Genomic DNA, 13,336 nt, shown 5'->3' on the forward strand with positions numbered 1-13,336 from the left:
TTTTCCTGACGGCCCCTGAACGGCGGCGGCATTGCGCCGCGGTTCAGGAGGCCGACATCCGATTTCACAAGAAAGCAGGGCGCACGTACGCCCTCGGAGACCGCTGCGCGCGCGAATCGCGCGGCCCGTTTGGAGAGAGACATGCCCCAATCGCTTCCCGCCGAAGCGACGATCGCGCACGCGAGTGCCGCGGCGTCGGCTTCCGCATACGAATCCGCGCCGGCGTCCGATGCCGGCGACGCGCTGCTGTTCCGCAAGATCGCATGGCGGATCGTGCCGTTCCTGTTCCTCTGCTACGTCGTGTCGTTCCTCGACCGCATCAACATCGGCTTCGCGCAGCTGCAGATGAAGCACGACCTCGGTTTCAGCGACGCGATGTACGGCCTCGGCGCCGCGGTGTTCTACGTCGGCTACGTGTTCTGCGAGGTGCCGAGCAACCTGCTGCTCGCGCGCTTCGGCGCACGCCGCACGTTCACGCGGATCATGCTGCTGTGGGGCATCGCGTCGACCGGGATGATGTTCGTGTCGCAGCCGTCGCATTTCTACGTGCTGCGCTTCCTGCTCGGCGTGTTCGAGGCCGGCTTCTTTCCCGGCATCGTGCTGTACCTGACCTACTGGTTCCCGGCGAACCGCCGCGCGGCGGCGATCTCGGTGTTCTTCGCGGGCGTCGCGGTGGCGGGCGTGCTCGGCGGCCTGATGTCGGGCTGGATCATGCGTGACATGAGCGGCGTGCTCGGGCTGCACGGCTGGCAGTGGATGTTCGCGATCGAAGGCGCGCCGGCGATCGTGCTCGCAGGCTTCGCGTTCACGTACCTGGTCGACCGGCCGCAGGACGCCGCGTGGCTCACGACCGACGAAAAGGCGCGCGTCGCCGCGCTGTGCGGCGACAGCCGGGCGCACGGCGCCACGCATGGCGCGCACGACAAGCGCAGCCTGGTCGCCGCGCTCGCGAACCCGCGCGTCTACCTGTTCGCGTTCATCTACTTCTCGCTGACCTGCGCATCGCTGACGCTCAACTTCTGGATGCCGCTGATGATCCGCGACTTCGGCGTGACCGACGTCGTGGCCGTGAGCCTCTACACGGTCGTGCCGAACGCGGTCGGCGCGGTCGGGCTGATCCTGATCGCGCGCCGCTCGGACCGCACCGGCGAACGCCGCAAGCACTTCGCGTGCTGCACGATCGGCGGCGGGCTCGCACTCGCGGCGCTGACGCTGCATCTGCACAGCTTCGCGGCGATGCTGGCGTGCCTGTCGATCGCGGCGACGCTGATCTTCGCCGCGCTGCCGATCTTCTGGGCCGTGCCGACCCGCTATCTGTCGGGCAACGCGGCCGCGGCCGGGATCGCGCTGATCAGCAGCATCGGGATCACGAGCGGCATCGTCAGCCCGTGGGTGATCGGGCTGATCCGCACGCGCACCGGCAGCATGGATCTCGCCGTGTACCTGCTGGCCGCGCTGCTCGCGCTGAGCGGCGCCGCGCTGATGCTCGGCGTGAAGGGCGAACCCGCGCGGCGCACCTGAACCACGGCCGGTCGCCGCCCGCGGGCGGCGGCGGCCGGCGTCGCGTTTCCTGTCCGCACCGTATCCGCATCCATCGAGGAGACGATCGATGTCAGCCCATCTTCAAACGGACGCCGCGCATGCGGTTGCGTCCGGTTCCCGTGCGTCAGCGTCGGACCACGACGCGCTGTACCGCCGCATCGGCGCGCGGATCGTGCCGTTCCTGTTCATCTGCTACATCGTGTCGATCCTCGACCGCAGCAACATCGGCTTCGCGCAGTTGCAGATGCGGCAGGATCTCGGCCTGACCGATGCGATGTACAGCCTCGGCGCGGTGCTGTTCTTCGTCGGCTACGTGCTGTTCGAGGTGCCGAGCAACGCGCTGCTGCGCCGCTTCGGCGCGCGCCGCACGTTCGCGCGGATCATGTTCCTGTGGGGCGCGGTGTCGGTCGCGATGATCACCGTCGACAGCGCGAAGCACTTCTACGTGCTGCGCTTCCTGCTCGGGCTGTTCGAAGCCGGCTTCTTCCCGGGTGTCGTGTTCTACCTGACCTACTGGTATCCGGCGCGCCGCCGCGCGTCGGTGCTGTCGATCTTCTATGCGGGCGTCGCGGTGGCCGGGATGGTCGGCGGGCTGTTGTCGGGCTGGCTGATGCGCGGGATGTCGGGCGTGCTCGGGCTGCATGGCTGGCAATGGATGTTCGCGATCGAGGGCGCGCCCGCGATCCTGCTCGGCGTGATCGCGTGGTTCTGGCTGTGCGACCGCCCCGAACAGGCGCGCTGGCTGTCCGACGACGACCGCCAGCGGCTCGCGGCCGACCTGGCCGCCGATCGCGCGGAGGCACCCGCGCACACGCCCGCGTCGCTGCGGCAGGTGCTGGCCGAGCCGCGCACCTACCTGTTCGCGTTCATCTATTTCTCGCTGACGACCGCGCTCCTGATGCTGCTGTTCTGGATGCCGCTGATGATTCGCGAATTCGGCATTCACGACGTCGTGCACATCAGCCTGCTGTCGATCGTGCCGAACGCGATCGGTGCGGCCGGCCTGATCGCGATCGCGCGGCGCTCGGACCGCAAGCGCGAGCGTCGCAGGCACTTCGCCACATGCGCATTCGGCGGCGCGGTGGCGCTCGTCCTGCAGACGCTGCACCTGCCGAGCATCGTCGCGATGATGGCGCTGCTGTCGCTCGCGGCGATGCTGATCTTCGCCGCGCATCCGGTGTTCTGGGCCGTGCCGTCCGCGTATTTCTCGGGCGCCGGCGCGGCGGGCGGGATCGCGCTGATCAGCAGCATCGGCGTATCGAGCGGCATGATCACGCCATGGATCGTCGGGGTGATCCGCACCCGCACCGGCAGCATGGACGCGGCGATGCTGATGATCGCGGGATTGCTGGCCGCGTGCGCGGTCGCGATGCTGGTGGGTGTGCGCGCCACCTCGCGCGACGCGGCGCACGCGTCGCGTTGATCGCTTGATGCCGCGACGCGGCGTGCGTACGACGGGGTGTGCGGCGAGGATCGGCGCAAGTCAGCTATCGGTGGAAATCGACGGGAACACGCGCTAGGCCCGATACACCTCGATCCGGTTGCGGCCGTGCTCCTTCGCGACATACAGCGCCTGGTCGGCGCGCGACAGCGCCTGGTACGCGCCGAAGTCGGACGTTTGCATCGCGTCGATGCCGATGCTGACGGTCAGCACGAGCGGCTGATCCTCGTGCACGAGCCGCGACTCGGCCACGCGCTGCTGCACGCGCCGCGCGAGCGCGCACGCCGCGTCGATTCCGGTGCGCGGCAGCACGATCGCGAATTCCTCGCCGCCGATGCGCCCGACGATGCCGTCCGGTCCGATCTCCGCCAGCAGCAGCCGTGCGAAATGCCGGAGCGCGCGATCGCCGAGCGGATGGCCCCAGCGGTCGTTCAGCGCCTTGAAGTGATCGAGGTCGAGCATCAGCACCGCGGCGTCCTGGCCGGTCGCGCGCACGCCGCGCAACGCGGCTTCGCTCTGCCGCATGAACGCGTGGCGGTTCGGCAACTGGGTCAGGTGATCGGTCATCGCCATCCGCTGCAGTTCGGTCTCGATGTGCTTGCGCTCGGTCGCATCCGTGATGAAGCCGTGCCAGACCGTGCCGCCGTCCGGCGTGCGTTGCGGGCGCGCGTCGCCTTCGCGCCAGCGCATCCCCTGGTCCGGCAGCAGCACGCGGTATTCGAGCCGCCACGGCGCCAGGCGCTCCGCCGACGCCAGCAGCGACTGACGGTACGCGGCCAGGTCGGCCGGATGAATCCGGGTTTCGACCGCATCCGCATTGCGGGCGATCTGCTCGGGCGTCAGTTCGTAGATGTCGCGTACGCCCGCACTCGCATACGTAAAGAACCGGCGACCGTCGGCAGTCTGCCGCAACTGGAACACGAGGCCGGGCACCTGGTCGGTCAGGTTCGTGACGAGCGTGACGGAGTCGCTCAGCCGGCCGGCCAGTTCACGCAGCGCGGTGATGTCCGTGGTCGTGCCGACCATGCGCAGCGCGCGCCCGTGGCTGTCACGGGTGATGACCTTGCCGCGGCTGCAGATCCATTTGTATGTCCCGTTCTTGCAGCGGATGCGGTGCTCGACCGCATAGCTGTCGGTGCGGCTTTCGAAGTGCGCGAGCATCGCGGCCTTCACGTCGGCGACATCGTCCGGGTGCAGCCGTTCGTACGCATCCTCGATCCGGTTCGTCAGTTCGTGCGGCGCATAACCGAGCAGCGCCTTCCAGGCCGACGAGTAGTGGATCTCGCCGGTTTCCACGTTGCGATCCCACACGCCGGTGCCGCTTTCGGTCAGCGCCAGCGTGGTCAGCGCGCTGTGTTCCTCGATGCCGCCGAGCCGTTCGTGCAGCGCGGCCTGCGCGAGCGCGCGGCCGATCGCACATTCCGCCAGTGTCGCCAGGTCGTGCAGGAAAGCGCGCTGCGCGGCGCCGAGCGTCAGGCCGGTGCTGCCGGTCACGCAGAGCGCGCCTAGCGGGGTGCCGTCGGGCGCGACCAGTTCGCAGGCCGCGACGACGTGCGGCGCGTCGTGCGGGCGGCCGCTCGCATCGGGCGTGACGAAGCGTCGCTCGGCAGCCGGAGCGCGTTCGATACGCGGCGGGAAACGCACGGGAGGAAGCGTGGCGGGCAGCGTGCCGTCGGACGCCGCCACGCGCTGCGCGCCGGCGTCGGCGTACGCGACGAACGCACCGGCCGTGCCGAGATGCGTGCGGGCGAGACGGCACACGGCCTCGAGTTCGGGCAACGGCGCAAGCGCCGGTCGATCGTCGGCGGGGACGCGAGAGGAGCCGGGCGTGTCGCCGGCCCCGGAGGTGAACATACGGAACCGCATGGTCGAATTCCGCGACGGCCGATTGCGCCGATGATCGGACGAATGCCGGTGGGCGCTGCTTCGGGGGCTGCAATCGCAGAGCTTAGCGTCGCATGGAATGCGTGGCAAGCGGGTCGAAACCGGCTTGGGGTGCGGCAGGTTCGGCACGTGGAGACGCGCATGCGAGGCGGCCTGCATCGACGCGTGCGGCACGTCGGCAAGCGCCGGCTCCGCCGTCCGATCGCGCGGCAGCCGGCGCCTTTCGGCAGATCAATGCGTGCGTGAACGCTCGCCCGGAAACGCGTCGCCGAACATCGGATGGCCGCCCGCCGATTCGTCGCGCGTGGCCTCGTCCTGCAGCACGTCCCAGTGCTCGACGAGCTTGCCGCCTTCGATCCGCAGGATGTCCAGCGCGATCAGCGCGACGGTGCTCGCCGCGTGCGTGTAGCGGCTGTGCACCCAGACGAAGTCGCCGTTGGCGGCGACCCGGTCAGATTCGAAGCGCAGGCCGGGCATCGAGGCGACGAGGCCGAACAGCCCGTCGCGGCCGGCCGGCACATGCCGGCTGTGCTGGACGTAGTCGTCGGCCCAGAATTGCGCCGCGCGCTCGTAGTCCTTCCGGTTGAACAGCGTATCCAGCGCGTCGAGCACGAGCGCCGTGTTGGTCTCTTCCAGGGTCATGATGCCTGCTCCGATGCAGGATTGCGCCGCGCGACGTCACGCGACGGGAATCGGGTTGTCGACGATGAAGCGGTTGAACTGGTCGACGAACGCGTGCTCGTTCGGGCCCGCGTTGTCGCGCAACGGCTGCGCTGCTGCGACGACGACTTCGGTGGTTGCGGTCTCGAGCAGCGTTAGCGTCTCGGCGACGAACGCGTCGACCGGCATCGCGCGCGGATCGCCGCTCTTGTGCACGAGATCGGTGTCGACCCACGGCGGCGCGATTTCCAGCACGCGCACGCTCGTGTCGCGCAGCATGAAACGCTGCGACAGCGTGTACGAATGGATCGCGGCCTTCGTCGCGGAATAGAGCGCGGTCGCTGCGAGCGGCACGTACGCGAGCACCGAGCTGTTGTTGATGATCGTCGCGTCCGGCTGCCGCTTCAGGTGCTCGACGAACGCCGCGCTGACGCGCACCGGGCCGAGCAGGTTCGTGTTGACGAGTCGCACGGCCTGTTCGTCGTCGAGCGGCCCGGCCGCGTCGTCGAACGGCATGATGCCCGCGTTGTTGATCACGACGTTCAGCGCGGGATAACGGTCGATCAACCGCGCCGCGACCGCGCGGATCTGCGCCGGGTCGCCGACGTCGAGCTCGATTGTGTCGATGTTCGGATACTGCCGCGCGATCTCGTCGAGCAGCGCCGTGCGCCGGCCGGCGACGACGACCTTGTTGCCCAGCTCGTCGAGCGCGATCGCCAGCGCGCGGCCGATCCCGGACGTGCCGCCGGTGATGAGGATGGTATTGCCGTCGAGTTTCATGATGGGGCGCCTCAGCGGGCGGCCGCATAGCGCGGCGCCGGCGAATCCGTCGACAGGTGCGGCGCCATCGTGCGGCGGGCGGCCTCGTACGCATCCCATTCGCCAGCCGCGTGCAGCGACGGAATCGTCACGAGTTCGCGGCGATCGAAGCCGACCAGCGCCGCGTCGACCAGGTCGGACGCCGACATCACGATCTCCTTCGGCAGGTGTTCGAGCGGCAGGCCGCCGGTCTGCCAGAAGTCGGTGGCCGTCGCGCCGGGCAGCACGGCCTGCACCTGCACGCCGTGGTCCGCGAGTTCGTGATGCAGCGACTGGCTGAACGCGAGCACGAATGCCTTGCTGCCGCCGTACACGCCGTTGAGCGTTTCCGGCGACAGCGCGACGATCGACGAGATGTTGATCACGGCGCCGCGGCCGCGTGCGACGAAGCCGGGCACGGCCGCATAGGTCAGGCGCGTGAGCGCGGTCACGTTCAGGTCGATCAGCCGCGTCATCGCGTCGACGTCGCTGTCGAGCAGCGGTGCGTGCGTACCGACGCCCGCGTTGTTGACGAGCAGCGTGATGCTCGCGTCCTGCTTCAGCTTCGCCTCGACGGCGGCGAGTGCCGCGCGGTCGTTGAGGTCCGCGCCGACGATCTCGACGCTGCGCTGCGTGTCGTTCGTGATGCGCTCGGCGAGCGCGATCAGCCGCTCGCGGTTGCGCGCGACCAGGATCAGGTCGTAGCCGCGGCGCGCGAGCCGGTCCGCATAGATCGCGCCGATGCCGGATGATGCGCCGGTAATGACGGCGGTACCGCGATGTGCTTCAGTCATGATGTCGCTCCGTGTCGAGGAAAGGGTGAGTGCGTGAAGGCATTCTGGCGTCGAATCGCCGCGACACAAATGACGTAGATGGGTATGATTTCGGACATCGGGCCGATCGTAACGACCGTGACGATCCTGACGCCCGTCACCGGAGACACGCATGCACCGCATCGGCTTTCTGATCAGCGACGGCTTCCAGATCATGGCGCTCGCCGCGCAGTCGGTGTTCGAGTACGCGAACCTGGGCGCGGGCGAGCCGTTCTACGTGATGGACAACTATTCCGTCGACGGCGGCGACGTGCGCTCGTCGCTCGGGCTGTCGGTCGCGACGCGCGCGCTGCGTGGGCGGATCGACGTCGATACGTGGATCGTCGCGGGTGTCAACGATCCGATCGCGTCGCCGGCGCCGGCCGGCGTCGTCGCGTTCCTGCGCCGTGCGAATGCGCGCGCGCGGCGAATCGCCGGCATCTGCACCGGCGCGTTCGTGCTTGCGGAGGCCGGGCTGCTCGCGCAGCGCCGCGCGACGACGCACTGGGCGTACGGCCGCGACATGCAGAAGCATTTTCCGGACATTCGTGTCGAGGAGGACCGGATCTATATCGTCGACGGGCCGATCTGGACGTCGGCCGGGATGACGGCCGGCCTCGACCTGGCCCTCGCGATGGTGGAGAAGGATCTCGGCGCGGACGCCGCGCGCTCGGTCGCGCACAAGCTCGTGATGCACCAGCGCCGTGCTGGCGGGCAGTCACAGCATTCGGAGATGCTGGATCTCGCGCCGAAATCGGACCGGATCCAGAATGCGCTGAACTATGCGCGGCAGAACCTCGGCCGCGCGCTGACCGTCGAGGACCTGGCCGACGCCGTCCACCTGAGTCCGCGCCAGTTCAGCCGCGTGTTCACGCTGGAAACCGGGCAGTCGCCGGCGAAGGCGATCGAGCGGCTGCGGCTCGAGGCCGCGCGGCTGATGATCGAGCAGAGCCGGCACTCGCTCGACGTGATCGCGAAGGAGAACGGTTTCCGCGACCGGCGCCACCTGCGCGATGCGTTCGTGCGCGGGTTCGGCGTGCCGCCGCAGGCGGTGCGGCGCGATGCGCGCGGGGACGACCGGGGAGGTCGCTAGGCGGGGGGGCGCCGCAGGCACGGGCAGGCAGACGAATCGGGGCGGGCGGGGGCGAGGGTTGTTGTTGGCTGGATTCGGCCACTTTGGGACATTCGACGTGGCGCCGTAGATCATTCCGCGAAAAGAGCTTTCGCGGCTGTGCGCGTCGTTGTTTGGCTGGGAGCGTTATTGTCTTCACGCATTTGCGAGCGACGTCGGATCCCGCTCGACGTCGTCGATCTGATATTCGACATGCCGATTGCGGTTCTGGACCGGCGAGCCAGACGCTTCAGTCATCTTCACGACGAGCGACATGGTTCGCTCTTGGAGGGCGCTACTTCCCGCTTACCAGGTCCTTTGTGCGCAGGGTAATCGCCGACAGGCCTTTTTCCACGATCTCTTGCCAGTCGCTGGAAACCACGACCTGCTTCGAATCGCTAACGCGAGTCTTCACGGTCTGAACACCATGAAGCGCGCCGACGTCGCCTGACAATTGCAATTCCGACTTCTGATTGGTTGTGACGGACCAGAAGCCGGGCTGGAACCATGCCCAGAATTCGATTACTTGTGCAGTCACCGGAGCGGCGGCGGCAAAGTTGGGGTCACCTTGCTTTACGACGATGTAACCTGCCTCCTGAAAGCCCGTAGCCAATGCGCTTTCAACGAGGCCGGAAACCGTCTTGCCTTCAGGAAGCACCACATCGCCGAGTGCCTTGCCATAACTGTTTCTCTTCCGACCGATCGCGCGAGCTTTCGACGCATCGCTGGAATCTTCGTCAGAATCCAGTGATGCCATGTCGGCGCTGGGGGGCTTGACGGTGAAAGTGCGTTTGTCCAGGACGGAGTCAATGCGCACGTACTTCCCCGTCGCGGGGTTTGTGCCTTGAGGCGCGGAGACGTCGACAGTTGTGCGGCCCACCGCGCATCCGGCAAGGATGGACGCGGCGAGGCCATAGATGGCGATTCGACTCAACAGCATAATTGTTTTACCCCTAGTGGATTATTCGAGTCACCAAGTTGAACGCTTGACGATGCCCACAATAAAGTGCATGCGGAGTCGATCGCCGTCCATGTCCGGAGCCATTCGATTTCGTGATCACTCGATCGTAATTTGAAATTATCTGTTGATCAAACGGTAACCCAGGATGGTACTCGGGACGGCCTTGCGAGCCCGCAAGCCGTGGCGGCAAGCAATCGAAAAAGGAGACGGCGATGATCATTCCGGTGCTGGTGAATATCTGCGTCGTTGCGTTTCTGGCGCTTGTCGGCCTCGGCGCGGCGCGCGCGGACGAACTCAAGGTCTTCAGCACGCCCACGCTGAAGTCGACGCTGGCGGAAATCGCGCCCGAGTTCGAGCGGCAGACCGGACATGGTCTCGCAGCCACGTTCGACAACGCGGCTGCGCTGAAGCGGCGGATCGACGCGCGGGAGGCATTCGATGTCGCGATCCTGCTGCCCGATCAGATCGACGATCTGATACGCACGGGCCGAATCGTATCGAGCACGCGCGCCGACATCGCGAAAGCCGTGGTCGGCATGGCGGTGCGCGCGGACGCGCCGGTGCCCGACATCAGGACCGTCGACGCGTTCAGGCGGGCGCTGACGGCTGCCCGTTCGCTGTCCTGGTCGCCCGGAAGCGCGAGCGGCGCCTATCTCGTCGATCTGCTTGGTCGGCTGGGCGTCGCGGACACGGTCAGGTCGCATCTCGTGCCCGTGCCGGGCGGCGACGTGGTCGCTGCCGTCGCGGGCGGCACGGCCGATGCGACCGTCATCACCGTGCCCAACATCGTCGACGTGCCGGGTGTCCGTCTGGCCGGCGTGCTGCCACCGGAGCTGCAGCACGACACGGTCTACACGGCCGGAATTGCCACCCATACGGAGGATCCGGACGGGGCGAAGGCGCTGATCCGCCTCCTGACATCCGTCGAGGCGACCGCAGTGCTGCGCAAGAAGGGGCTCGAGCGAACGACACCATGAATCGATGAGCGAGCGACACGATGACGGCACGGCGCGTGGATTCGCATCGGAACCTCGCGTCCGACCCCGCCCGAGCGCTCAGCGCGTGACGAACGCCGCCGCGTCGTTCGGCGCGGTGCGCGCATGCTTGCGCTGGCGCAGCAGCGCGACGCGGCAATTCTCGCGCGCGGTCTCGCGGCCGTCGTCATCGAGCAGCACCAGGTCGCCGCGCATCACGTTGAGCGTGATCACGTCGTCGCCGGGCGCGCCGAGCGTTTCCGGCGTATGCACGGAGCCGGCCGGTTCGAGCACCGTCGAGCCGGCCTGCGCGATCCATTCGTACTCGCGGTAGCGCCACGCTCCCTGCAGCGTATGGACGAACACCTCGCCGTCGTGACGGTGGCGCGGCAGCGTGCCGCCGGCCGGCATCTTCAGCAGCGCGGTCAGCGTGTCTTCCGCCGCATTGATATGCAGATACTTGATCGCGAGCCCCGGCAGGTCGGCGCTCATCGGCAGCCACGGCAGCGCGTCGCCGGGCAGGCACGAAATCGGCGGCAGGTCGGTGGAGAGCGGGGCGGACGGCTGCGTCATGGCGGGAGGCGAGCGGAAACGGGAAGTGCGCATTATCGCAGAGCGGGCGCGAACGACCGCCGCGGCCGGACGACGGCGCAGGCCAAGCCCGAGCCCGGCTATGCGTCGCCGCCATCGCCGCCATCGCCGCCCGGCCGCGCCGCCGCATGCGCGGCCTCGAGGCACGACTGGAACAGCAGCGCCGCCCGTGACGGCCGCGGCGAGCGTCGCAGCAGGCTCACGAACCGGCACCGGTAGTTGAAGCGGTGCGGCGCGATCGGCTGCATCAGCCCCTTGGTTTCGAAGCTCTCCGCATAATGATCGGGCAGGAAGCCGAGATAGCGGCCGGACAGGATCAGCGTCGCGATCGATTCCTGGTCCGATGCCGTCGCGGTCCGCGTGAGCTTCGCGCGATGGCTCAGTTCCATGTTCGGCGAATGGAAGCCGAGGCCAGCGAACGCGTGGTTGCGGATCGTCGTCCACGTGAGCTTGCCGTGCGGCGCGTCGAACAGCGGGTGCTGGCGGCCGCAGTACAGCAGCATCCGCTCGTCGAACAGTTCCGCATACACGAGGCTGCCCGAGCTGCGGTGCGCGGGGATGATCCCGACCTGATAGCTGCCGTCGATGATCCCGCGCTCGACCTCGTTGATCGACGCGACATGCAGGGTCAGCGCGACGTCGGGCGCCTCGTCCGCAAACTGGCGGATCGCGTCGCCGAGCCGCGCATGCGGGTTGGTGGCGGTCTTGTCGAACACGGCGATGTGAAGTTCTCCGCCCATCTTGTCGTGAATGCCGTCGATCCTGCTGCGAAATGCCTCCATCGACGCGAGCAGCCGCAGGGTTTCCTCGTACACCGTCTGCCCTTCGGCGGTCAGCGTGAAGCCCGCGCGGCCGCGCCGGCACAGCACGAGGCCGAGGCGTGTTTCCAGATCCTTCACATGCCGGCTGATCGTCGAGATGCCGATATTCAGCTCCAGCTCGGCCGCCGCCATCCCGCCGCACTGCACGACGCCCTTGAAGACTCGCAGCAGCCGCAGATCCATGTCGCTGAGCTGCCCGAGCAGCGCGCGGCTCTTCGGTTTCTTTGCTTGCATAGTTGCGCAAGTGAACATTGATATTGCGATATTCAAAAGACTAATTGGCGTCCCGACAATGCGCAACATCATCACAAGAAGGAGGGGCGCGCCGCGCCGACCGACATGACCGACACGATCACCGCCAGCCAGCAGGACGACACGAACCTCCGCACCGACGCCGCGTGGCTCGACGCCCACTGGATGCCGTTCACGGCGAACCGCCAGTTCAAGTCCGACCCGCGCATGATCGTGTCGGCCAAGGACGCGTATTACACGGATGGCGAAGGCCGCAAGATCTTCGACGGCCTGTCGGGCCTGTGGTGCACGGGCCTCGGTCACGGCCGCACGGAGATCACGGAAGCCGTGAGCCGCCAGGTCGCGCAGCTCGACTACGCGCCGGCGTTCCAGTTCGGCCATCCGAAGTCGTTCGAGCTCGCGAACAAGATCAAGGACCTGACGCCGGCCGGCCTCGACTACGTGTTCTTCACGGGCTCGGGCTCGGAAGCGGCCGACACGTCGCTGAAGATGGCTCGCGCATACTGGCGCGCCAAGGGCAAGGGCTCGAAGACGCGCCTGATCGGCCGCGAGAAGGGCTATCACGGCGTGAACTTCGGCGGCATCTCGGTCGGCGGGATCGGCGCGAACCGCAAGCTGTTCGGCCAGGGCATCGACGCCGATTTCCTGCCGCACACGCAACTCGCGGAAAACAAGTTCTCGCGCGGGATGCCCGAGCACGGCGTCGAGCTGGCCGACCGCCTGCTCGACCTGATCGCGCTGCACGACGCGTCGAACATCGCGGCCGTGATCGTCGAGCCGTTCTCCGGCTCGGCGGGCGTGGTGATCCCGCCGCAGGGCTATCTGAAGCGCCTGCGCGACATCTGTACCGCGCACGACATCCTGCTGATCTTCGACGAAGTCATCACGGGCTTCGGCCGCGCCGGCGCGATGACGGGCGCCGACGCGTTCGGCGTGGTGCCGGACATCATGAACTTCGCGAAGCAGGTGACCAACGGCGTGCAGCCGCTCGGCGGCGTGATCGCGACGAAGGAAATCTACGACACGTTCATGGCCGCGGGCGGCCCCGAGTACATGCTCGAGTTCCCGCACGGCTACACGTACTCGGCGCACCCGGTCGCGTGCGCGGCCGGCGTCGCGGCGCTCGACCTGCTCGTGAAGGAAGACGCGGTGGCCCGCGTGCGCGATCTCGCGCCGCATTTCGAGGCGGCCGTGCACGGGCTGAAGGGCCAGCGCCATATCACGGACATCCGCAACTACGGGCTGGCGGCCGGCCTGACGATCGCGGCGCTGCCGGGCGAGCCGGCTCGGCGCCCGTACGAGATCGCGATGCGCTGCTGGGCGAAGGGCTTCTACGTGCGCTACGGCGGCGACACGATCCAGCTCGCGCCGCCGTTCATCGCCGAGAAGCGCGAGATCGACAACCTCGTGAACGCGCTGTCCGACGCGCTGAACGAAGTGAACTGAGCGCGGCCCGTTGCCCGCGACAACCGAATTCACGAAAGGCCAG

The 13,336-nt window shown here is 67.8% G+C and carries 12 protein-coding genes; 5 read left to right on the forward strand and 7 right to left on the reverse strand.

Annotated features, from left to right (window positions below):
* Positions 1-141 precede the first annotated feature (141 nt).
* Positions 142-1,521 (forward strand): MFS transporter, encoded by a 1,380-nt coding sequence (locus tag U5771_RS14260; RefSeq protein ID WP_322024573.1) that lies wholly within the window; start codon positions 142-144, stop codon positions 1,519-1,521.
* 88 nt (positions 1,522-1,609) lie between these two features.
* Positions 1,610-2,965, forward strand: a complete 1,356-nt coding sequence (locus tag U5771_RS14265; RefSeq protein ID WP_322024574.1) for an MFS transporter — start codon at positions 1,610-1,612, stop codon at positions 2,963-2,965.
* Between the two features lie 93 nt (positions 2,966-3,058).
* Here the strand turns inward: U5771_RS14265 and U5771_RS14270 are convergent, their stop codons facing one another.
* The 4 genes from U5771_RS14270 to U5771_RS14285 all read right to left on the reverse strand — a co-directional run bounded on the left by U5771_RS14270 (position 3,059) and on the right by U5771_RS14285 (position 7,119).
* Positions 3,059-4,849: a diguanylate cyclase gene (locus tag U5771_RS14270; protein WP_322024575.1), complete on the reverse strand. Its 1,791-nt coding sequence runs from the start codon at positions 4,847-4,849 to the stop codon at positions 3,059-3,061.
* A gap of 249 nt (positions 4,850-5,098) precedes the next feature.
* The gene (locus U5771_RS14275; protein WP_322024576.1) at positions 5,099-5,509 is read right to left on the reverse strand and encodes a nuclear transport factor 2 family protein; all 411 of its coding nucleotides are present in this window, start codon (positions 5,507-5,509) and stop codon (positions 5,099-5,101) included.
* 36 nt (positions 5,510-5,545) lie between these two features.
* Positions 5,546-6,307 (reverse strand): SDR family oxidoreductase, encoded by a 762-nt coding sequence (locus U5771_RS14280; protein WP_322024577.1) that lies wholly within the window; start codon positions 6,305-6,307, stop codon positions 5,546-5,548.
* 11 nt (positions 6,308-6,318) lie between these two features.
* Entirely contained in the window at positions 6,319-7,119 is an 801-nt protein-coding gene (locus U5771_RS14285; RefSeq protein WP_322024578.1) for an SDR family oxidoreductase, read from the reverse strand.
* Positions 7,120-7,270: 151 nt separating this feature from the next.
* On the opposite strand from U5771_RS14285, the gene U5771_RS14290 reads away from it, so the two are divergent.
* Complete coding sequence (locus tag U5771_RS14290) at positions 7,271-8,230, forward strand: GlxA family transcriptional regulator (RefSeq protein WP_322024579.1); 960 nt, start codon at positions 7,271-7,273, stop codon at positions 8,228-8,230.
* A 313-nt stretch (positions 8,231-8,543) separates the two neighbouring features.
* Here U5771_RS14290 and U5771_RS14295 read toward each other — a convergent pair whose 3' ends face one another.
* Positions 8,544-9,188 carry a flagellar biosynthesis protein gene (locus U5771_RS14295; protein WP_322024580.1) on the reverse strand — a complete coding sequence of 215 codons (645 nt, stop codon included), beginning with the start codon at positions 9,186-9,188 and terminating at the stop codon, positions 8,544-8,546.
* Positions 9,189-9,421: 233 nt separating this feature from the next.
* Here U5771_RS14295 and U5771_RS14300 point away from each other — a divergent pair, with 233 nt between their 5' ends.
* The gene (locus U5771_RS14300) at positions 9,422-10,186 is read left to right on the forward strand and encodes a molybdate ABC transporter substrate-binding protein (RefSeq protein ID WP_322024581.1); all 765 of its coding nucleotides are present in this window, start codon (positions 9,422-9,424) and stop codon (positions 10,184-10,186) included.
* A 78-nt stretch (positions 10,187-10,264) separates the two neighbouring features.
* Here U5771_RS14300 and U5771_RS14305 read toward each other — a convergent pair whose 3' ends face one another.
* A complete protein-coding gene (locus U5771_RS14305; protein ID WP_322024582.1) occupies positions 10,265-10,756 on the reverse strand; it encodes a 2,4'-dihydroxyacetophenone dioxygenase family protein in 492 nt (163 codons plus the stop codon).
* Between the two features lie 98 nt (positions 10,757-10,854).
* Positions 10,855-11,829 carry a LysR family transcriptional regulator gene (locus U5771_RS14310; RefSeq protein WP_322024583.1) on the reverse strand — a complete coding sequence of 325 codons (975 nt, stop codon included), beginning with the start codon at positions 11,827-11,829 and terminating at the stop codon, positions 10,855-10,857.
* A gap of 105 nt (positions 11,830-11,934) precedes the next feature.
* Between U5771_RS14310 and U5771_RS14315 the strand changes: the two genes are divergently transcribed.
* Positions 11,935-13,293: an aspartate aminotransferase family protein gene (locus U5771_RS14315; RefSeq protein WP_322024584.1), complete on the forward strand. Its 1,359-nt coding sequence runs from the start codon at positions 11,935-11,937 to the stop codon at positions 13,291-13,293.
* The last annotated feature ends 43 nt before the right edge of the window (positions 13,294-13,336 follow it).

Source organism: Burkholderia sp. BCC1977, assembly GCF_905339595.1.
GTDB lineage: Bacteria > Pseudomonadota > Gammaproteobacteria > Burkholderiales > Burkholderiaceae > Burkholderia.

What these genes read in the sequence shown, in the direction of transcription:
- U5771_RS14295 (WP_322024580.1), bottom strand. Translation starts at nt 9,188, where the DNA reads ATGCTGTTGAGTCGAATCGCCATCTATGGCCTCGCCGCGTCCATCCTT.
- U5771_RS14305 (WP_322024582.1), bottom strand. Translation starts at nt 10,756, where the DNA reads ATGACGCAGCCGTCCGCCCCGCTCTCCACCGACCTGCCGCCGATTTCG.
- U5771_RS14280 (WP_322024577.1), bottom strand. Translation starts at nt 6,307, where the DNA reads ATGAAACTCGACGGCAATACCATCCTCATCACCGGCGGCACGTCCGGG.
- U5771_RS14315 (WP_322024584.1), top strand. Translation starts at nt 11,935, where the DNA reads ATGACCGACACGATCACCGCCAGCCAGCAGGACGACACGAACCTCCGC.
- U5771_RS14300 (WP_322024581.1), top strand. Translation starts at nt 9,422, where the DNA reads ATGATCATTCCGGTGCTGGTGAATATCTGCGTCGTTGCGTTTCTGGCG.
- U5771_RS14290 (WP_322024579.1), top strand. Translation starts at nt 7,271, where the DNA reads ATGCACCGCATCGGCTTTCTGATCAGCGACGGCTTCCAGATCATGGCG.
- U5771_RS14275 (WP_322024576.1), bottom strand. Translation starts at nt 5,509, where the DNA reads ATGACCCTGGAAGAGACCAACACGGCGCTCGTGCTCGACGCGCTGGAT.
- U5771_RS14260 (WP_322024573.1), top strand. Translation starts at nt 142, where the DNA reads ATGCCCCAATCGCTTCCCGCCGAAGCGACGATCGCGCACGCGAGTGCC.
- U5771_RS14285 (WP_322024578.1), bottom strand. Translation starts at nt 7,119, where the DNA reads ATGACTGAAGCACATCGCGGTACCGCCGTCATTACCGGCGCATCATCC.
- U5771_RS14310 (WP_322024583.1), bottom strand. Translation starts at nt 11,829, where the DNA reads ATGCAAGCAAAGAAACCGAAGAGCCGCGCGCTGCTCGGGCAGCTCAGC.
- U5771_RS14265 (WP_322024574.1), top strand. Translation starts at nt 1,610, where the DNA reads ATGTCAGCCCATCTTCAAACGGACGCCGCGCATGCGGTTGCGTCCGGT.
- U5771_RS14270 (WP_322024575.1), bottom strand. Translation starts at nt 4,849, where the DNA reads ATGCGGTTCCGTATGTTCACCTCCGGGGCCGGCGACACGCCCGGCTCC.